Genomic DNA, 19,484 nt, shown 5'->3' with positions numbered 1-19,484 from the left:
GCCGCCTCTGGGCTCAAAAGACTCACTTGAGCCCGGGCGCGATCGTCGCCACCTTGTCCTGTCATGAGTGACCGGTCCGCAGGCCTGCCCCCATCGCGCGTCACTGCGGTCCTGGGGCCCACCAACACCGGCAAGACCCATCTGGCGGTCGAGCGGATGCTGGGTCACGCCTCAGGCATGATCGGCCTGCCCCTGCGGCTCCTGGCGCGCGAAATCTATGAGCGGATCGTCAAACAGCGCGGGGCCGCCGCCGTCGCCCTGATCACGGGCGAGGAGAAGATCGTCCCGGCCCGCCCCCTCTATTTCGTCTGCACGGTCGAAGCCATGCCGTTGGAGCGGTCGGTCGAGTTTCTGGCCATCGACGAAATCCAGCTGGTTGCGGACCCTGAACGCGGCCACGTCTTCACCCAGCGGCTGCTGCACGCCCGCGGCCGGTTCGAGACCATGTTCCTGGGCGCCGGGACCATGGAGCCCCTGATCCGTCGCCTGATCCCGGATGTGGAGATCGTGACCCGGGATCGGCTGTCCACCCTGTCCTACGCCGGCTCCAAGAAGCTGACCCGCCTGCCCCGCCGCAGCGCCATCGTCGCCTTCTCCACCGAGCGGGTCTACGCCATCGCCGAACTGATCCGGCGTCAGAGGGGCGGGGCGGCCGTGGTCATGGGCTCGCTCAGCCCGCGCACCCGCAACGCCCAGGTGGCCCTGTACCAGTCGGGCGAGGTCGACTTCCTGGTCGCCACCGACGCCATCGGCATGGGGCTGAACATGGACGTGGACCATGTCGCCTTTGCGGGGCTGAGAAAGTTCGACGGTCGCCGCACCCGCTGGCTGCACGCCCATGAGATCGGCCAGATCGCCGGGCGGGCCGGCCGCCATCTGCGCGACGGAACCTTCGGCGTCACGGCCGAGGCCGAGGATCTGGACGTGGATCTGGTCGAACAGGTGGTCGAGCATCGGTTCGATCCGATCGAGGCGGCCGAATGGCGAAACGCCCGACTGGACTTCGACACCCTGCCCGACCTTCTGCGGTCCCTGACGGTGACGCCGGGCCGCGCGGGGCTCAGCCTGACGGCCGAGGCCCTGGACGAGACCTTGCTGCGCCGCCTGATCAAGGATGAGGAGGTCGCCCGGATCGGCCGCTCGCGCGGGGCGGTGATGCGGCTGTGGGAAGCCTGCCAGCTGCCCGACTTCCAGAAGACGACCCTGGACGAGCACGCCCGCCTGGCCAAGGACGTCTTCCAGGCCCTGACCGGCAAGCGGGGGCGGTTGACCGACGACTGGATGGCGCCGCGCTTCGCCTTCGTGGACCGCGACGACGGCCAGATCGACCAGCTGTCGGCCCGGCTCTCGGCGGTGCGGACCCTGTCCTATATCGCCAACCGCCCCGACTGGGTCCATGACGCCCAGGGCTGGCGCGACAGGACCCGCGCCCTGGAGGACCGTTTGTCGGACGTGCTGCACGAACGGCTGACGGCCCGCTTCGTCGATCGACGCACCACGGCCCTGATGCGGGCGCTGAACGTCCGGGAGGATGCGTTTGCGGGCGTCGCCGAGGACGGCGAGGTCACGGTGGAGGGCCAGGTGGTGGGTCAGCTCGAGGGCGTCCGCTTCCAGATGGAAAAGGGCGCCTCGGCCCTGGAGGACCGCACCCTGCGCCAGGCGGCGGTGCGGGCCGTGACGCCCGAGATCAATCGCCGTCTGGGGCAGTTGGCGTCCGAGACCGACGAGGGTTTCGCCGTCACGCCGGACGGGGCGGTGCTGTGGCGCGGGGTGTTGACCGCCCAGATTCAGGCGACGCCGACCGGGGCCGATCCCTTTTCGCCGTCGGTGCGCCTGTTGGGCGACCTGGGGGCGACGCCGGCCCGCGAACGCGCCCGTCGACGGATCGAGGCCTGGCTGGCGTCCGAGGCGGGTCGGGCGCTGCGCGATCTGCGGCGGCTGAAACAGGCGGTCGAATCCGGCGCGCTGAAGGGCCTGCCGCGCGGCCTCGCCTTCCGCCTGATCGAGGCCGGCGGGCTGATCGACCGGCGCGACGTGGATCGGGATCTGGCGGCGCTGAGCCAGGTGGAGCGCCGCACCCTGAAAAGCTTCGCCATCCGCGTCGGCGTCCATTCGGTCTGGCTGCCGGGCCTGCAAAAACCCCGCGCCCGCCATTTCGCCCAGGCCTTCGTCACGGCCCCGCTGATCCCCGCCAGCCCCGACCTGATCCCCGCCCCGGTCGAGCCCCCCTCCCCGCGCCTGTTGTCGGCCTCGGGTCTGCGCCACGCCGGTCGGTGGCTGGCGCCGGTGGAGGCCCTGGAGAAGATGGCGGAGTTGCGGGCCGCCAATCACGGCCGGCTGTCGGACGAGGCGCTGACCGATCTGGGGTGGAGCGCCGATCAGGCGAAACAGCTCATCGCCGCCCTGAAAACCGAACGCGCGCGCCGGCCCGACAAGCCGGGCGCCGCGCCTAAGATCGTCAAGGATTCGCCCTTCGCCGCCCTGGCCGCCCTGACCGAGGCGCCGACCGCCAGACCCAAGCGGCGGCGTCCGCGCCGAAAGGCCGCCTCTTGAGCGAAACCGCCTGTCGTATCGACGTCTGGCTGTGGCGGGCGCGCTTCGTGAAGACGCGGGGCTTGGCCGCCGCCCTCGTGGAGCGGGGCGCGGTGCGGCTGACCCATCAGGGGCGCGAGACCCGGCTGGACAAGCCCAGCCGCTGCGTCCACCCCGGCGACCTACTGACCTTCGTCCAGAACGGCGAGGTCACGACCCTGCGGGTGGAGGCCCTGGGCGAAAGGCGCGGGCCCGCCGAAGAGGCCCGCGCCCTCTATAGCCGCCTTACGACTTGATCACGAACTCGCCTTCGATGTGCAGCTTCACCTCGTCGGAGACGGCCGGCAGGGCGTAGTTGATGCCGAAGTCCGAGCGTTTGATGGTGGCCTCGCCGTCGAAGCCGGCCTTATAGGCGCCCATGACGGATCCGGCCGCATTGAACTCAACCTCGATCGTCACCGGCTTGGTCACGCCGCGCAGGGTCAGGTCGCCGACCACCGTCGCCTCATTCGGATCGGACGGATCGACCGTCACCGAGCGCGAGACGAAGGTCGCCGTCGGATGGTTGGCGGTGTCGAAGAAGTCGGCCGTCTGAAGATGGGCCTTCAGCCGGTCGTCATTGGGCGCCACGTCGGTCAGCGGGACGGTGGCGGTCAGGGTCGAGGCGGAGGGGTTGGCCGGGTCCAGCTTCAACTCGGCCTTCACGTTCACGAACTGACCCGTATAGGTCGACAGGCCGAAGTGGCTGACCGACCAGGTGATCTTGCCGTGGCTCGACTCCAGCGCATAGTCGCCGGCGCGGACCTCGGCCGGGTTCTGGGTCAGGGCGGCCTGGGCCACGACGGCGCCACCGGCGGCGAGGCTGAGGGCCAGGGCGCCGGCCACGGCGTATTTGGCGAAGGCGTATTTCATCAGGGGAGCGCGCATGGTCATGTTCCGGTAGGGGTTGATATGTAATCTACACAGTTGCGGTTAAGCCCGACCTTTGTCAAGCGGTCGGGCTAGGGCCGCGAACGCCTCTCAGATTAAGCCCTGCTGTTGACAGTTGGTTGCGCGGTCGCCATGTCGCAGACCTCCCGCTCGCAATCGTGATCTCTTCGCCGCCCAATGACCTACATCGTCACCGACGCCTGTGTGAAATGTAAGTTCATGGACTGCGTCGAGGTCTGTCCCGTGGACTGCTTCTATGAGGGCGAGAACTTCCTGGTCATCGCCCCGGACGAATGCATCGACTGCGGCGTCTGCGAGCCGGAATGCCCCGTCGACGCCATCGTGCCGGACACCGAGGACGAGCCGGACGGCAAATGGCTTCAGGTCAACGCCGAATACGCCAAGGTCTGGCCCAACATCACCGTCAAGGGCACGCCCCCCGCCGACCGCGAACAGTATGAGCGCGAGACCGGCAAGTTCGAGAAATACTTCAGCCCCAAGCCGGGCAAGGGCTCCTGAGCCGGGGCGGCCGACGCAGGGCCGCGCGTTCAAACCTTCGCGACATTCCGCGTCGGCTGTGTGGACGTTTTGAAATTCCGCAAATTTGTGATAGGTTCTGTTTCATTGGATCGGGCGGTCCGCGAAACCTTCGCGCCGCCCGTGTTTGCGACAGAATCCCGCCCATAGACGGGATCGGCCAGAGGTTTGGTGATCCGTTTCCGCATCTGACGTCCGCATTTCATCGACCGACGGAAGCTTCCGGCGGCGAGACTGCATTGCGTTTGATGCGCCTTCGCTTCGCCCGGCCCTGACCGGGAAAGGACGAATATGACGAGCAAGACTGGTCTGGAGTTCAAGGTTGGCGACGCGGTCGTCTATCCGGCGCACGGCGTCGGCAAGGTGGCGGCCATCGAGACGCAGGAAGTCGCGGGCATGTCGCTGGAAGTCTATGTCGTGACCTTCGACCACGAGAAGATGACCCTGCGCGTCCCGACCAAGAAGGCGGCCACCGCCGGTCTGCGTTCGCTGGCCGCCGACGACGTCGTGACCAAGGCCCTGACCACCCTGAAGGGCCGCGCCCGCATCAAGCGCACCATGTGGTCGCGCCGCGCCCAGGAGTATGAGGCCAAGATCAACTCGGGCGACCTGATCTCCATCGCCGAGGTGGTCCGCGACCTGCACCGCGCCGACACCCAGCCGGAACAGTCCTATTCCGAGCGCCAGCTCTATGAATCGGCTCTGGACCGGATGGCGCGCGAAGTCGCCGCCGCCAACAAGATTGACAAGGACGCCGCCGTCGAGCTGCTGGCCAAGTCGCTCAGCGCCAAAAAGCCGGTCCCGACCGCCGAAGCCGCCTAGAGCCTGATCGGTTGAAGTGGAATCGCTTCGCGATTCCGCTGAAGCCGTGAATCAGGCTCCAGATTAAAGCGAGAGCATGATTCACGCTTCTGTCGGAACCGCGAAGCGGTTCCGTCCGAAACGATCATGCTCTAAGCGTCCGCATCGGAACAATGAAAAGGCCCCGGAGCGATCCGGGGCCTTTTTGTTTTGACCGACGTCAAGGCGGGGCGCGGCCTCATCCGCTCAGATGGCCGGCGACAAGGAGCCGACCATGACCGACGCCGCCCCGCTTGGATTTCACCACATCCGCCTGGAGCTGGCGCGCGAGCCCCAGCACCCCGAAGGCGACCCTGACATGGGCTATGACATACTGGCGCCCCTGACGGCCGAGCGCCGGCTGGACGCCGCCGTCTGGCGCGAGGCGCCGGAGAAATGCCGGGTGCGCCGCTTCTCGCACGGGGCCACCCTGGCCTTCGGACGGCTGCGCCATGCGGCGCCGGACCGCTGGTTCCTGGACTTCGAACCCGGCGAGGCGGACGACGCCCACGGCTTCCGCCTGGCCGACGAAGTGATCCAGACCGGCGAATATCTCAGCCTGTCGACCGGCGACCAGACCCACACCTATGTGGTGGCGCGGGCCGAGCCGGTCTGAGCGTCAGAAATATTCGGCGTTGGCGGGGCACTGGGCGCTGATGCGCCGGGCGGTGATGCTGGCCGGAATATAGGGGGTGCCGCGCAGCAGCTGGGCGCCGCCGCGGAAGCTGAAGCTGGTGTCCTCATAGGTTCCGTTCAGCCGGACCTGAATCCGCCGCCCCTTCTTGTCCTGGCACGTCCCCTCGAACCGGGCGCGGCCGTCGCCGACCACCCGGGTCGGATAGGTGCAGCGCCAGCGGTTGGTCGACAGGCCGCCGAAGAAGCGGTTGATCTCGCTGGGACGGACGCATTTCTGATGGGTCTCGTTCTGGCCCAGGGCGCTGGTGGTGTATTCCCAATAGCCCGGCAGCACTTCCGACTGGGCCGGAGTCTGGGCGGGCGCCATGGCCGGAGCGGCCAGCATCAGGGCGCCGGCGGCGACGGGCGCCAGGGCGGCCAGCAGTTTAAGAGACGGACGGGACATGGCGGCCTTCTGTTCAGCGGAAGTCTTCATGATATGGCGTATAGAGCGCGTCATTTGAATGACGGCTGAACGAGGCTGTTCCCCGCCATCCAGCCGCAGGCTTGGATTTCGGCCGCCGCCGGCGCGCCCGGCCTCGGCGTTCAAGACTCGGCTTGACGCCCGACCGCCTCTTCCCTTATACGGCCCCCTCTCGCGCGGGCTGGTTCCCGCGCGCAACTGTTTCATGCGTCCGCTCCCACGCTTCGGGCCGGACGCCGCACCTTAAGGATCTGACGATGTCGCGTCGTTGCGAACTCACCGGTATCGGCCCGATGGTCGGCCACAGCGTGAGCCACTCGAACATCAAGACCAAGCGCCGCTTCCTGCCGTCGCTGAAGACGGTCAAGGTCACCTCGGACGCCCTGGGTCAGACCTTCTCGCTGCGTATCTCCAACGCCGCCCTGCGCACCCTGGACTATAAGGGCGGCCTGGACGCCTTCATCGTCAAGGCCCGCGACGAGCAGCTGTCGATCGCCGCCCAGCGCATCAAGCGCCAGGTCCGCGCCAAGCTGGCCGAGCAAGCCGCCGCCTAAGTCGGGCGACGCATCATGATCTGGAAAGGGCCGGCGGCGACGCCGGCCTTTTTCTTTGCGCGCCTTCCAAGCCCGGATTAAGCCTGACAGGCAACTGGAGGGGAATCGCATGACTGTCGCCCGCACCCTGGCCGCCTCGGCCGCCGCCCTGGGTCTTTCGGTTTCGGGCCTGTCGGCCCTGACCGTCGCGCCGTCGATCGCCCAGGCGCAGGAGACGCAGGCGGCGACGCCGGTGCGCGATTCGACCCCCTACACCCTGGCGACCGACCAGCCCCTGACCGTCGAACAGCAGGCCATGCGGTTCGACACGGCCGATCTGTCGATCAAGGTCATTCCCCAGGACAAGGCCATCGACGCCGTCGCCGTTCTGGGCTTCACCGCCAAGGCGCCGCTGGAGCGGCTGGTGGTCGATCTGGATACGCTGCTGCCCATCTCTTCGGTCCAGATCGACGGGGTCGAACTGGCCGCCGACCGCTGGTCCAACCCCGAGGGGCGGCTGACGGTCGAACTGCCCCAGACCCTGGCGGCGGGCGGGTCGGTCGTCCTGCGGGTCGCCTATGCCGGACAGCCGCGCGTCGCCCCGCGCGCGCCCTGGGACGGCGGCTTCGTCTGGTCCACGGCCCCTTCGGGCGAGCCCTGGATCGCCACGGCCGTCCAGGGCGAGGGCTGCGACATCTTCTGGCCCTGTATCGACAGCCCGCACGGCGAGCCCGGCCGGGTCGATCTGCACATCACCGTCCCGTCCGACCTGTCGGCTCCGTCCAACGGCCGCTTCCTGGGCAAGGTCGATCACGGCGACGGCTGGACCACCTGGAACTGGTCGGCCAAGACCCCCAACACCTACGCCATCGCCCTGAACGTCGGCCCCTATGAGGAGGTCAGCGGCCAGTATCAGAGCCGGTTCGGCAATACGATCCCGCTGCACTACTGGCATCTGAAGTCGGACGCGCCCGAGAAGGTCCAGGCCCTGTTCGCCGAATTCCCCCAGATGCTGGACTTCTTCGAAGCCAACGTCGGCCCCTTCCCCTTCGGCGACGAGAAGATGGGCGTGGTCGAGACCCCGCACCTGGGCATGGAGCACCAGACCATCAACGCCTACGGCAACGGCTACAAGATCGACGGCCGGGGCTATGACTGGCTGCTGCAGCACGAATTCGCCCACGAATGGTTCGGCAACCAGCTGACCAACGCCAACGCCGACGACATGTGGCTGCACGAAGGACTGGGCAGCTATATGCAGCCGCTGTACGCCCGCTGGCTGCTGGGCGACCGCTACATGCAGCGCGAACTGGCCAATCAGCGCGAGGGGCTGGTCAATAAATACCCCGTGGTGTCCGGCACGCCCAAGACTGAGGACGAGGTCTATAAGGGCGACGTGGGTCCCGGCGGCGACATCTATTCCAAGGGTTCGCTGATCGCCCATTCGCTGCGGATGCTGATCGGCGACGACGCCTTCCATCGGTCCCTGACGCGGCTGGTCTATGGGACCGACGATCCTCGCCCCGGCGCCTTTACGCCCCTGTACCGTTCGACCCAGGACTATCTGCAGATCGTCAATGCGGTGACGGGCGAAGACTATGGCTGGTTCTTCCGCGGCTATCTGTACAACGCCGCCCTGCCGGTCCTGACCCAGACCCGGCGTGACGGCCGGCTGAGCCTGCAATGGACCACCGGCGACGGCGGCGTCTTCCCCATGCCGGTCGAGGTCGAGATCGACGGCCGCGTTCGGACCGTGGCCATGACGGGCGGCCGGGGCGAGATCGCGGTCCCGGCCGGCGCCCATGTCCTGATCGACCCGCAGAACAAGGTGCTGCGCCAGATGGACGTCATCGACCGGCTTCAGGCCTATAAGGCCGAGCAGAGGGCGGCGGCCAAGCCCTAGAGTGTGATGGCGTCCTAAGCCGCCTCCACCGTCACCGACTGGCGCACCATCCGGCAGCGCTCCTGGGTGGTCAGAAAGGCGATGTCGGCGGCGTCGCGGCCGCAGGCGATCCGCACCAGCCCCTCGACCGGGGCCAGGCCCGTCGGATCGACCAGCCACCAGCCCCCGTCCAGCCAGACCTCGAAGATCGCGTGGAAATCGGGCGGGTTCAGCTGATGGGCGAAGGCGCTGACGGCGCGGGCCGGAACGCCCGAGGCCCGGCAAAAGGTCATGCCCAGATGGGTGAAGTCGCGGCACACGCCCGCCCGATCAATGAAGGTGCGGGCCGCCGTCGTCTCGGTGTCCGAGACCCCGTGCTCATAGTCGATGTTCTCGGCGATCCAGTTCAGAATGGCCAGAACCCGCGCCCCGCCCGCCGTCTCGCCGAACTGGCGCGTCACGAACCGGCCGAACTGGTCGGACGGGCAATAGCGGCTGGGCTGAAGATAGGGCAGGACCTCGGCCGGCAGATCGCCCCAGTCGTGCTGCGAGACGCTGGGCGGCAGCCCTTTCAACACCCCATTGTCGACCACCGCCTCATAGACCAGGCTGACCTCGCCCTGGACGTGGCAGCGCAGGGTCCGGGCGCCGAAATCGACGTCCTCGTCTTCCTGGAACTGGACCGGCGGATCGAAGGTCAGTCGCTCCTCCAGGATTTCCTGGCCGGGCCAGTGGGCGACCTGGATCTTGTAGATGGCGTCCGTGGGCGGATCAAAGCTGTAAACGAGCTCGGCGCGAACGCGCAATTTCATGGGGTCTGACCGGTGGAAGGGAATGGGGCTAACGCCATGCGACTGCGGCCGTTCCATGTCCAGTCCCTCCAGACTGTACGCCGCCGTACACGGAAGGCTTAAATAGACAAGCCTCGCCAATGTGTTACGGTGTGAGCCCTATGGACCTCTCCCTATCTGACCTGCCGTCTGCCTCGCAGGTCGGACCTGCGGCCTTCCGCTGGGAGCGAACCCGCCGCAACGGGAAGACGAAATCATGACGGACTACGACGTCCGCGCCCAGATCGCCCTGAACGACTGCGACCGGGAGCCGATCCACATCCCCCAGGCGATCCAGGGCCACGGCCTGCTGCTGGTGCTGAACCTGGACGCCCTGACCCTGGAACAGGGGGCCGGGGCGATCGAGGATCTGACCGGCCAGACCCGCTGGATCGGCCTGCCGATCGCCGACCTGCTGGGCGAGGTGGTGGGGCGTCGTCTGCGCGACATGGCGGCCATCCGCGAGGCGGGCTTCGCCGGCCGTTGGCGGGCGACCAACCGGCTGGAATACGACGTCGTCGTCTATTATGCGCCCGCCGCAAAGGCGGCCGGGACGGAGGCCGCCTCCGCCCTTCGAATGGTGGTCGAGGTCGAGCAGAGCTCGCAACAGGCCCGGCTGGGCGTCGAACTGATCACCCGGCTCGATACGGCCGGCGCGGCTCTCGAACGCAGCGCCACGGTCCAAGGCGTCTGCGAACGCGCCGCCGACGCCTTCCGAAGCCTGACCGGCTTTGAGCGGGTCATGATCTATCGCTTCCTGGACGACGAGGCGGGCCAGGTGGTGGCGGAATCGCGCGCGGGCGAGGCGACCTCCTTCCTGAACCACCATTTCCCGGCGACCGACATTCCCCGCCAGGCGCGGGCCCTTTATCTGCGCAATCCGGTGCGGGTCATTCCCGACACCCGCTACACGCCCCAGCCGCTGCGGCCGCCGTATCCGGACGAGCCTCCGCTGGACATGAGCGACAGCGGCCTGCGCTCCGTGTCGCCGATCCATATCCAGTATCTGCACAATATGGGGGTGCGGGCCTCGGCCTCGGTCTCCATCATCGTCGATGATGTTCTGTGGGGCCTGGTCGCCTGCCACAGCAGCACGCCCCTGCTGCTGTCCTATGAACTGCGCGTGGCCTGCACCACCCTGGCCCGCACCCTGGCCCGCCAGCTGAAGACCAAGGCGGACGCCGAACTGTATCGCGAACGGGTCCGGCTGCGTCGGCTGGAGGATGAGCTGATCATCGGTCTGTCGCGCGACCGCGACCTGGCCTCGGGCCTGGGGGATCAGGCGGGCGCGCTGAAGGACCTGGTCGGCGCCGACGGCGTGGCGATCGTCCAGGGCGACCGGATCGAGGGGTTCGGCCATGTCCCGCCGCCGGAGGCCCAGCGTCAGATCGCGGACTGGCTGGAGGCGCAGCCGGGGCTTCGTCCGGTCGCCACCAACGCCCTGTCCACCCTCCTGCCCGAGGCCGAGGCCTGGCGGACCCACGCCAGCGGCCTTCTGGCCGTGCGCCTGCCGGGGCCGCAGCCGCTCAGCCTGCTATGGTTCCGCGCCGAGATTCTGGAGACGGTGCGCTGGGCCGGCGATCCCTCGACCGCCGTCAAATCGACGGACGGGGGCGGCGCCCTGACGCCCCGCGCCTCCTTCGCCGAATGGCGCGAGACCGTGTCGGGCCGCGCCCGCCGCTGGGGCGCCGCCGCCGTCGAATCCGCCGCCCGCCTGCGCGACGCCCTGTCGGACTTCACCTCCGTCACCCAGCTTCGCAGCCTGAACCAGTCGCTTCAGGCCCGCCTGTCCGAGCGCGACCTGCGGCTGGAGCAGCAGGAGTTCCTGATGCGCGAGGTCAATCACCGGGTCCAGAACAGCCTGACCCTGGTGTCCAGCTTCCTGGGACTTCAGGCCCGCGACCTGGGCGACGGCCCGGCCAAGGTCGCCTTGCAGGAGGCGCGGCGCAGAGTGCGGGCCGTCTCGACCGTCCACACCCGCCTCTATCGCGGGGATCATGACGCGGCCATCGACCTGTCGCGCTATATCGGCGAACTGGTCGAGGATCTGGGCTCAAGCATGGGGCCGGAATGGGTCTCGGCGATCGAGACCGATCTGGCGCCGGTCTGCGTCGGGGCCGACCGGGCGGTGACCATCGGCCTGATCCTGACCGAACTGATCATCAATGCTCAGAAATACGCCTATGACGGGGCGCCGGGTCCGCTGCGCATCGGCCTGACCGAGGCGGACGACAGCCTGCGTCTGGTGGTGTCCGACGACGGCAAGGGCGGCCACAAGGCCGGCAAGGGCTTCGGTTCGATGATGATCGGCAGTCTGGTGGCCCAGCTTGGCGGTCAGATCGACTATCGCGATCAGAAGCCGGGACTGGAGGTCGCCCTGCGCACGCGCATCGAGGCGCCGGCCTGAAGCCAGGCCCTGCGGCGGACGCCGCGTCAAACAAGCTTCGCGGCGAAGGCCGCAGTCAACAGGAAAAACGGGCGCGGAGATCATCTCCGCGCCCGTTTCCATTCTTCGACTTAAAGCAGCTTCAGGTCGATGGCCGAGGTCTTGCCGCGCTGATTTTCCAGCTCGTATTCGACCTTGGCGTTTTCATCGAGGCCCTGAAGGCCGGCCTTCTGAACGGCGGTGACGTGAACGAACACGTCAGAGCCGCCGCTGTCGGGCTGGATGAAACCATAGCCCTTGGTGGGGTTGAACCACTTGACCGTACCGGTCGCCATGTCTGCGTCTCCGTAAACGCGCTTTTCCAGGCGGATCTCCCTCGGGAGGACCCGACAATCCATCTGGACAGCTCGTTCAGGCGAAGGAGCGAGACGCGGGTGTGGACCCCACGCAAAATCCGGACTGCGCCTCTGTTGTCACCCGGCTTTTCCAGACGGTCAACAGCAAAGCGGCGGGCCTTTTCGCCTATCGCGCTTAACGGCAGACGCCCCGGTCGGCGGCGTCGAGGTGCAGATGGTTCTCGTGGGCGGCGTTATAGTCGGGCGTCAGGACCGTGGCGAACAGGCCGCAGGCGCCGTCACGCAGGGCGTGCAGGAAGCGAGACCCCGCCGGTCCCGCCCGCCCCTCGCCGCGCCAGTCGTCCAGCACGGTCACGGTGCGCCCGTCCGCCAGGGTCACGCCCGCGACGTCCAGGGCGTTGGCGCGGGCGTGTTCGCTGGGCCGTTCGCTGACGTCCTGAGAGCCGTAGATGCGGCGGCAGGAATAGGTCCCATAGTTTTCGACCCGGGCCGGGGCCGAGCCCAGGATGTCGCGGGCGGCGGGCTGCAGCACCTGACGGTCCCAGATGACGTAGCGCACGGCCAGGGGGCACTGCATCACCACATCGGCCGGGGCCAGGGGCGTCACCGCGCCCCCGGTGATCCGAACGGCGCCGCGCACGACGCAGAAGCCGCCGTCGTCGCGATCGGCGGCCCGTTCGACCTCGACCCCCGCCTCACGCAGCACCTGCATACAGGCCTCGGTCGCGCCCTGCACCTCTTCAGGCGCGGCGGTGGGGGAAAGGTCGAAGTCCGCCACCTTGGCCGCCGTCGCCCGCCCGACCGGCTGGTTCAAGTCCAGCGGTTTCCAGGGCAGATCCTGCGGCGGCGCATAGGCGTTCAGCAGGGCGAAGGCGGCGCAGGCCAACAGCCCGACCTCCCACATCAGATTCCAGAAATCGGCGAAGTCGCGCTTCATGAGGCCCCAGCATGGACCGCCAACGGCCCCGCTGGCAAACGCGAGCGGGGCGCGCGCGTTCAACGCCGAGGGAGTCTCAGGCGGCGGCCGGCGTCAGGTTCAGCGGTTTCACAAGCGGCAGGATAATGCGCCGCACCTTGGTCTCTTTGACGCGCGTCAGGGGCTTGTGCGTCACATGGCCGCTGGCGGGCCAGAACACGATCCGGCATCCCGCCGGGCCGCTCTGTTCACCCACGCCGACGGGCACGCCCAGTTCTTCCAGAAAGCCGCAGGCGAAGGCGAGATTGTCCTGACCGATGGAGTTGACGAAATTGCCGGGGCTGGCGCCGCCGAACACCTGGGCCTCCAGCCGGTTCAGCTTCGCCCCGGCCTGCAACAGCCCCTCGATCAAAAGCGGCATCAGATGGTCGCCGTAGCGGGCCGGATCGCCGCTGGCGCCGCGGTTGCGGCGGGCCAGCACGAAATGGTTCATCCCGCCCACGCCGGCGACCGGATCATGGATGCAGGCGGCCACGCACGAGCCCAGGACCGTGGTCAGGGCCAGATCCGACTCGTCCGACACCCCGTATTCGCCCTGTCCCAGGGAGAACCGACGCCCCTTCCCGAGGGGGTCCCTGTTCACCACTGAGAAATTGCCGATCAACATCTGCGAACCCGTTTGACTGATCCGCCGACCATGAGCGCTCTGGGTGTATAAACAGTATAGGATAGGTCGGTATTGCTCCTTATTTTCAAGTTAAATTGCTGGAATTGCATAGACAATTGGCCGCCTACCATGTAGCCGACGGTTGTCTTCCTAAGTATACAGCCGTAATCGGCGACACCCTCATTAAGGCTCCGCTTGTCCCGACGCGCCGGACCCTTCACCATGCCCCGATGGGAAAAAAGACCGACGCCTATGACGCCGAGCTGGAACGGCTCCAGCTCGCCATTGTGAAGACCCAGGCCTGGACGATCGAACATGGGCTGCGCGTGGTGATCGTGCTGGAAGGGCGCGACACGGCGGGCAAGGACGGCGCCATCAAACGGCTGACTGAACATATGTCGCCGCGCCAGACCCGCGTGGTCGCCCTGCCCAAGCCCAGCGATCGCGAAACCACCCAGTGGTATTTCCAGCGCTATGTCCCGCATCTGCCGGCGGCGGGCGAGACGGTCATCTTCAACCGCTCCTGGTACAATCGCGCCGGGGTGGAGCCGGTCATGGGCTATTGCACCCCGGAACAATACGCCCAGTTCCTGAAGGACGCCCCCCGGTTCGAGCGAATGCTGACCGAGGACGGGATCATTCTGATCAAGATCTGGCTCGACATTTCGCGCAAGGAGCAGGCCCAGCGGCTGAAGGAGCGCCGGGTCGATCCGCTGAAACAGTTCAAACTGTCGTCCCTGGACGCCGAGGCCGAGGCCCGGTTCGACGCCTATTCCGCCGCCCGCGACCGGATGCTGGACGAGACCGACCGCGCCTACGCCCCCTGGACCGTCATCGCCACCGACGACAAGAAGACCGCCCGGCTGAACCTGATCCGGCACATATTGAAGGTGCTGGACCATTGCGGCGAGGAGATCGCCGCACCGGACGACGAAGTGGTCTTGACCGTCGCCGAAGCCAAGGGCCGGCTGGCGCGCTAAAAGAGGTCAGGCTTCGCCGGCGATCTGGCGCAGGGCCTGTTCGAACACCTCGGCGGGCTGGCCGCCGCTGATCATATATTTGTTCTCGACCACCACGGCCGGGACCGAGTTGATCCCCCGCGACCGCCACAGATCCTCCTCGGCGCGCACCGCCTGGGCGTAGCGGCCCGACGCCAGGACCTCGCCCGCCTCGGCCCGGTCGAGCCCTGCCGCCTCGGCGGCGGCCGTCAGAACCCCGGCGTCGGTCAGGTTGCGGTTTTCGGTGAAATGGGCGGTAAACAGGGCCTGTTTCAGCGCCTTCTGCTTTTCAGGCGCGGTCTCGTGGGCCCAGTGCAACAGCCGGTGGGCGTCGAAGGTGTTCCAGATGCGGCTCTCATCGGTCATCCGCATGTCGAAGCCGACCTCCCCTGCCCGCTCGCGGATCATGGCGCGGTTGGCGGCCGACTGTTCCGGGCTCGCCCCGTATTTGCGGCCGATGTGTTCGACGATGTTCTCGCCCTCCGGCGCCATCTGCGGGTTCAGCTCGAACGGATGGAAGGTGATGTCGGCCTGGACGCCTTCATCCTTCAGCCGGTCCAGCGCCGCCTCCAGGCCGCCCAGCCCCACCACGCACCAGGGGCAGACCACGTCGGAGACGAAGTCGATCTTCAGGGTCTTGGAAGCGGTTTGGGACATGGCGCGCCTTCTGAAACAGCCTTGGTTTCGGATCATATGGGAGGGCCGCTGCCCTGGCGCCAGTGAGCAGGAGGTGAGCAGGGCGGGTCTGCCGCCGCAGACCCCGCGCACCGCTTGTTCACCCGCACCCGCGCGCTTCACTCACCCCAGTTTCAGATCGCGCGGCGGACGGATCCGTCGCCAGCGGGCCTCGACGAAGGCGAAGGCGCCGAAGGCCATCAGACCCACAGCCGTCAGCCCCAGGATCCATGAGCCGCCGGGCTGGCTTTCCAGCGTCTCCAGGGCGGCCGCCGTATTGGTGACCTCGCCCGATCGGGTGTGCAGACCGGCCAGAACGACGAAGATCCCCAGCGGCAGATAGGCGAAGCCCCGCGCCCCATAGCCGATCCGCGCCAGGATCGAGGCCGGACGGCGCAGGCCGTCGGGACAGGCCAGGGCGGCGTCGAAGTCGTCGCGGAAGGCCCGCACGATGTTGCCGATCCCGACCCCCAGCACCACCAGCCCCGCCGACATAAGCAGCAGGTCGCCGAACGGCAGGTCCAGGACCATGGCCGCCTTCTCCTGGTTTTCGGCGATGCTTTCGGCCTGGTCCGCCGCCTGGCTGGTCGCGCCGCCCGCCTCGTCCAGATATTCGAACACCCCCGCCGCCAGCAGGCCGTAGAACAGGCCGCTGGCCGCCTGGCCCGCCCGCGTCGCCCAGCCCTTCAGATCGCGCCCCGCATGGTCCGCATCGAAGACGGCCTGCAGGACGCGCCAGCCGACGAAGGCCCACAATCCCAGCCCCAGGGCCACCAGCCAGACCCGACCGAAGGGCTGTTCCGCCAGCCAGCCCGCCGCCCCGCCCGTGCCGACCGCATCGCCGATCCGGTCCAGGGCCGCCAGCAGGGTCAGGGCGCCGGCCGACAGATAGACGAAGCCCCGCGCCCCATAGCCGATCCGCGCCGCCTGCTCGACCAGGACATGAAGCGGCGGCGTCCGGCGCGCGACCGGAATCCGATCACGCACGGTTCGTCCCAGGGCGGCGGCGGCGTGACGAAGGCGGGCGACGGCCATGCGGGTTCCTGAAGAGGCGGAGCCGTTCAACGTGCCCGGCCGCCTATGGCTCCCGCCCCGCCCGCCGCCTCAGGCTCCGTGGGCGGCGGGAAGCTCCAGCACCGCCTTCAGCCCGCCCATGTCGCTGTCGCCGAGCGTCAGCCGCCCGCCATAGGCGCGGGTCAGGTCTTCTACGATCGACAGACCCAGGCCCGATCCGGGCGCGCTTTCGTCCAGCCGGGCGCCGCGCTTCATCACCGCCTCGCGCTGATCGGCCGGCAGGCCCGGTCCGTCGTCCTCGACCACGACGATCATCTGGCCCAGGCCGTTGCCCCCGGCCGAGACCCGCACCCGCCGCCGCGAGAACTTGGCCGCATTCTCGATCAGATTGCCCAGAATCTCCTGCAGATCCTGGCGTTCGCCCAGAAAGGCCAGGTCGTCGGGCGCGCGCCAGTCGATCTCGACCCCCTTGTCGCGGAACACCTGTTCGATCATCACCGCCAGCTCGTCCAGCACCTCGGGCACGGGCGTGGTCTCGCCCAGGCCGTGGGCGGCGCGGGCGGCGGCGCGGGCGCGGCGCAGATGGTGATCGACCTGGCCCTGCATGATCTGGGTCTGGCGACGCACCAGTTCCGGCAGGGCCCCTTGCGTCGTCCCGGCCTCGGCCAGCATGACGGAGATGGGCGTCTTCAGCGCGTGTGCCAGGTTGCCGACATGGGTGCGCTGACGGTCCACGACCTCCTGATTGTGGTCCAGCAGATTGTTGACCTGTTCGGCCAGGGGTTGGATCTCCAGCGGATAGGCGCGTTCGATCCGGGCCGCCTGGCCCTTGCGGACCGCCGCGATCTCATTCCTCAGATCATAGAGGGGCCGCAGGCCCACCTGGACCTGGATGAAGACCGCCGAGACCAGGCCGAAACCCAGCAGCAACAGGGCGACCCAGGTGACGGTGGCGAACTGGCGCGCATCCGCCTCGACATTGGAACGGTCGATCCCGACGAAGAAGACCACCGGCGCGGCCCGCCCCGGCAGGGACTTCATGCTGGCGGCGATCCGAAGCGGCTCGCCCGCCGGACCGACGGCGTTATAGGTGATGGTCTGGCCATAGGCGTCGTCCAGCCGCGCCGGCAGATCCGGCGGCGCGACCAGGTCTTCGCCGTACAGGGAGTCCGACCGGGTCAGGATGCGCAAGCTCCCCGCCAGGGTCGGCTCGGCCGTCATCCAGTATTTGCCGGAAAAGACCCGCAAGGTCGGGGCGTCCATGATCTGGGGCGTCATCACCGTTCCGCTGGCGGTGACGGTCCGCACCACCAGTTCGTCGGTCGTCTCGGCCAGGACGTTGCCCAGGCGGCGCAGAGCCGATTCCTTGAACTGATTGGTCAGGACCAGGCCCGTGGCGACCAGAGCCAGCAGGATCCAGCCGGAGGCCAGCCAGATCAGCCGCCGCGTCAGCGACCGCCCCGGCCGGCCGAACCATCGGCCCCAGCCGGCGCGCCTCGTCCCCCCGTCCCGGTTCATCGATTCAGGGTCACGCCGCCTCGGACTCGCCCGCCAGGGGGGCCAGCCGATAGCCCAGACCCCGAACCGTCTCGATCCGGTCCGAGCCGATCTTCTTGCGCAGTCGGCCGATGAAGACCTCGATGGTGTTGGAATCCCGATCGAAATCCTGATCGTACAGATGTTCGACCAGTTCGGTGCGGCTGATCACCCGGCCCTGATGCATCATCATATAGTGCAGCAGCCGGTACTCCAGCGAGGTCAGGCGCAGCGGCTCGCCGTTGACGTTGGCGCGGGCCGCGCGCGGGTCCAGCCGCAGCCCCCCGCACGACAGGGTCGCCGAGGCGATGCCCGCCGAACGGCGCAGCAGGGCCCGCAGCCGGGCCAGCAGCTCCTCCGTATGGAAGGGTTTGGTCAGATAGTCGTCGGCCCCCGCGTCGAAGCCCGACACCTTGTCCGACCAGGCGCCGCGCGCCGTCAGGATCAGGACCGGCGTGGCCTTGCCTTCGCGCCGCCAGCGCTCCAGCACCGACACCCCGTCGATCTTGGGCAGGCCCAGGTCCAGAACGATGACGTCATAGGGTTCGGTGTCGCCCAGGAACCAGGCCTCCTCGCCGTCGGCGGCGTGATCCACCGCATAGCCGGCGTCGGCCAGGGCGCCCTTCAGCTGCCGCGACAGATCGGCGTCGTCTTCGACCAGCAGGACACGCATCTTCAGTCTTCTCCCATCACGCGGCCCGAACGGGCGTCCACGCGAATATCCGCCACCCGGCCGCCGGGATATTCCCAGCGCACCACCACCGTGTCGCCGCGCGGGCTGACGCCCAGCATCCGGCCCTCGCGACCGGCGCCGACCCGGCGCACCACGGCCCCCAGGTCGGCGCGGGGCGCGTCCATGGCCCGGCTGTCGCGCGGGGGCGGACCCCGACGGTCCTGGGCGGCCTCGCGATCCTGATCCCGCGACGCCTCGCGCGACTGGGCCGAGACCTGGGTCGCGGGAACCAGGGTCGCAGGGACCAGGGCCAGGACGGCGGCGATGAGAAGGGCGCGGGTGCGGGTCATGGGGCGGTTCTAGGCGGACGGCTCTGAACAGCCGCTGAACAAGGGTGTCGGAAAGGGGCCAGACTGATGAAAATCCCCGTCAACCGCCCTTACACCAAAGACGGCCCGCGCCAAAGACAGCGGAGTGCGCCCCGTTCGCTCGTTTGACGGGGGCGAACAACGGGGGCGAACAGATGAACGGCGCCTGAAACGCGCCGTTCAGATCGGGCTCAGGCGGGGCGTGGTCTCTTGGCTTCATCGGCGCTCCCCCTCGGAGCGTCCCCAACGCAAGGATTGATCCGATGCTGAACAAGAAAGCCCTCATCCCCGCCCTGGTCCTGGCCGCCGCGGCCTCGGCCGCCCTGCCCGCCGCCGCCCAGTCTTATGGCCAATCCTACGGCCCTCATGGTCGTCCGCATCACGCCCAGCCCGCCGGCTACGGCTACGGCCCCTCGGTCAACGTCCGCATCGACCAACTCGACCGCCGCATCGACCAGGGCCTCCGCACCGGCCAGCTGAGCCGCCGCGAAGCCGGCCGTCTGCGCGCCGAACTCAACAGCGTCCAGCGTCTGGAAGCCGGCTACCGCCGGGGCGGCCTCAGCGGTTGGGAGCGCGCCGATCTGGACCGCCGCCTGGATCGCCTGGCGGCCCAGGTCCGCTATGAGCGCCGCGACTGGGACAATCGTCGCGGCTGATCGCCCTCTCCCGGCCTGAAAACCAAGACGCCCGGTCCCTGCGGACCGGGCGTCTT

The 19,484-nt window shown here is 68.2% G+C and carries 21 protein-coding genes; 10 read left to right on the top strand and 11 right to left on the bottom strand.

What is annotated here, in order from left to right:
* Window positions 1-63: 63 nt before the first annotated feature.
* Both JL11_RS05390 and JL11_RS05385 read left to right on the top strand, forming a co-directional pair.
* Window positions 64-2,553: a helicase-related protein gene (locus JL11_RS05390; RefSeq protein ID WP_054764752.1), complete on the top strand. Its 2,490-nt coding sequence runs from the start codon at window positions 64-66 to the stop codon at window positions 2,551-2,553.
* Window positions 2,550-2,828: an RNA-binding S4 domain-containing protein gene (locus JL11_RS05385; protein ID WP_054764751.1), complete on the top strand. Its 279-nt coding sequence runs from the start codon at window positions 2,550-2,552 to the stop codon at window positions 2,826-2,828. The genes JL11_RS05390 and JL11_RS05385 overlap by 4 nt, the downstream gene beginning before the upstream one ends.
* Here JL11_RS05385 and JL11_RS05380 read toward each other — a convergent pair.
* The gene (locus JL11_RS05380) at window positions 2,818-3,459 is read right to left on the bottom strand and encodes a YceI family protein (RefSeq protein ID WP_224764380.1); all 642 of its coding nucleotides are present in this window, start codon (window positions 3,457-3,459) and stop codon (window positions 2,818-2,820) included. The genes JL11_RS05385 and JL11_RS05380 overlap by 11 nt on opposite strands.
* A gap of 180 nt (window positions 3,460-3,639) precedes the next feature.
* Between JL11_RS05380 and fdxA the strand changes: the two genes are divergently transcribed.
* From fdxA to JL11_RS05365, 3 genes are all read left to right on the top strand, one after another.
* Entirely contained in the window at window positions 3,640-3,981 is a 342-nt protein-coding gene (fdxA, locus tag JL11_RS05375; RefSeq protein ID WP_054764750.1) for a ferredoxin FdxA, read from the top strand.
* A gap of 309 nt (window positions 3,982-4,290) precedes the next feature.
* Complete coding sequence (locus tag JL11_RS05370; RefSeq protein ID WP_054764749.1) at window positions 4,291-4,821, top strand: CarD family transcriptional regulator; 531 nt, start codon at window positions 4,291-4,293, stop codon at window positions 4,819-4,821.
* 253 nt (window positions 4,822-5,074) lie between these two features.
* Complete coding sequence (locus tag JL11_RS05365; RefSeq protein WP_224764379.1) at window positions 5,075-5,455, top strand: hypothetical protein; 381 nt, start codon at window positions 5,075-5,077, stop codon at window positions 5,453-5,455.
* A 3-nt stretch (window positions 5,456-5,458) separates the two neighbouring features.
* On the opposite strand, the gene JL11_RS05360 is transcribed toward JL11_RS05365, so the two are convergent.
* Window positions 5,459-5,920, bottom strand: a complete 462-nt coding sequence (locus JL11_RS05360) for a DUF3617 domain-containing protein (RefSeq protein WP_228185138.1) — start codon at window positions 5,918-5,920, stop codon at window positions 5,459-5,461.
* Window positions 5,921-6,195: 275 nt separating this feature from the next.
* Here JL11_RS05360 and rpmB point away from each other — a divergent pair, with 275 nt between their 5' ends.
* Window positions 6,196-6,492: a 50S ribosomal protein L28 gene (gene rpmB, locus JL11_RS05355; RefSeq protein WP_054764747.1), complete on the top strand. Its 297-nt coding sequence runs from the start codon at window positions 6,196-6,198 to the stop codon at window positions 6,490-6,492.
* Window positions 6,493-6,601: 109 nt separating this feature from the next.
* Complete coding sequence (locus JL11_RS05350) at window positions 6,602-8,374, top strand: M1 family metallopeptidase (RefSeq protein WP_054764746.1); 1,773 nt, start codon at window positions 6,602-6,604, stop codon at window positions 8,372-8,374.
* 14 nt (window positions 8,375-8,388) lie between these two features.
* Here the strand turns inward: JL11_RS05350 and JL11_RS05345 are convergent, their stop codons facing one another.
* Window positions 8,389-9,165: a transglutaminase-like domain-containing protein gene (locus tag JL11_RS05345; RefSeq protein WP_054764745.1), complete on the bottom strand. Its 777-nt coding sequence runs from the start codon at window positions 9,163-9,165 to the stop codon at window positions 8,389-8,391.
* Between the two features lie 235 nt (window positions 9,166-9,400).
* Between JL11_RS05345 and JL11_RS05340 the strand changes: the two genes are divergently transcribed.
* Window positions 9,401-11,590, top strand: a complete 2,190-nt coding sequence (locus tag JL11_RS05340) for a histidine kinase dimerization/phosphoacceptor domain -containing protein (RefSeq protein ID WP_054764744.1) — start codon at window positions 9,401-9,403, stop codon at window positions 11,588-11,590.
* A gap of 110 nt (window positions 11,591-11,700) precedes the next feature.
* Here the strand turns inward: JL11_RS05340 and JL11_RS05335 are convergent, their stop codons facing one another.
* The 3 genes from JL11_RS05335 to JL11_RS05325 form a co-directional block, all read right to left on the bottom strand.
* On the bottom strand, window positions 11,701-11,904 hold the full coding sequence (locus tag JL11_RS05335; RefSeq protein WP_008264090.1) for a cold-shock protein: 204 nt from the start codon (window positions 11,902-11,904) through the stop codon (window positions 11,701-11,703).
* A gap of 196 nt (window positions 11,905-12,100) precedes the next feature.
* Window positions 12,101-12,862 (bottom strand): extensin-like domain-containing protein, encoded by a 762-nt coding sequence (locus tag JL11_RS05330; RefSeq protein ID WP_054764743.1) that lies wholly within the window; start codon window positions 12,860-12,862, stop codon window positions 12,101-12,103.
* A gap of 76 nt (window positions 12,863-12,938) precedes the next feature.
* Window positions 12,939-13,508, bottom strand: a complete 570-nt coding sequence (locus JL11_RS05325) for a chemotaxis protein CheD (RefSeq protein WP_152949515.1) — start codon at window positions 13,506-13,508, stop codon at window positions 12,939-12,941.
* A 230-nt stretch (window positions 13,509-13,738) separates the two neighbouring features.
* Between JL11_RS05325 and ppk2 the strand changes: the two genes are divergently transcribed.
* Entirely contained in the window at window positions 13,739-14,488 is a 750-nt protein-coding gene (gene ppk2 / locus JL11_RS05320; RefSeq protein WP_054764742.1) for a polyphosphate kinase 2, read from the top strand.
* Window positions 14,489-14,494: 6 nt separating this feature from the next.
* Here ppk2 and JL11_RS05315 read toward each other — a convergent pair whose 3' ends face one another.
* The 5 genes from JL11_RS05315 to JL11_RS05295 all read right to left on the bottom strand — a co-directional run bounded on the left by JL11_RS05315 (window position 14,495) and on the right by JL11_RS05295 (window position 18,754).
* Window positions 14,495-15,163, bottom strand: a complete 669-nt coding sequence (locus JL11_RS05315) for a DsbA family oxidoreductase (RefSeq protein WP_054764741.1) — start codon at window positions 15,161-15,163, stop codon at window positions 14,495-14,497.
* A 141-nt stretch (window positions 15,164-15,304) separates the two neighbouring features.
* Complete coding sequence (locus JL11_RS05310) at window positions 15,305-16,216, bottom strand: DUF1206 domain-containing protein (RefSeq protein WP_082382603.1); 912 nt, start codon at window positions 16,214-16,216, stop codon at window positions 15,305-15,307.
* A gap of 69 nt (window positions 16,217-16,285) precedes the next feature.
* The gene (locus tag JL11_RS05305; RefSeq protein ID WP_054764740.1) at window positions 16,286-17,713 is read right to left on the bottom strand and encodes a sensor histidine kinase; all 1,428 of its coding nucleotides are present in this window, start codon (window positions 17,711-17,713) and stop codon (window positions 16,286-16,288) included.
* A gap of 10 nt (window positions 17,714-17,723) precedes the next feature.
* Entirely contained in the window at window positions 17,724-18,404 is a 681-nt protein-coding gene (locus JL11_RS05300) for a response regulator transcription factor (protein WP_054764739.1), read from the bottom strand.
* 2 nt (window positions 18,405-18,406) lie between these two features.
* Window positions 18,407-18,754, bottom strand: coding sequence for a hypothetical protein (locus JL11_RS05295; protein WP_054764738.1), 348 nt, complete (start codon window positions 18,752-18,754; stop codon window positions 18,407-18,409).
* 281 nt (window positions 18,755-19,035) lie between these two features.
* Between JL11_RS05295 and JL11_RS05290 the strand changes: the two genes are divergently transcribed.
* A complete protein-coding gene (locus tag JL11_RS05290) occupies window positions 19,036-19,428 on the top strand; it encodes a hypothetical protein (RefSeq protein WP_054764737.1) in 393 nt (130 codons plus the stop codon).
* Window positions 19,429-19,484: the final 56 nt, after the last annotated feature.

Origin of the sequence: Brevundimonas sp. DS20 (assembly GCF_001310255.1) — a bacterium.
Classification (GTDB): domain Bacteria; phylum Pseudomonadota; class Alphaproteobacteria; order Caulobacterales; family Caulobacteraceae; genus Brevundimonas; species Brevundimonas aurantiaca.
This window is presented reverse-complemented; position numbering and strand designations above follow the sequence as displayed.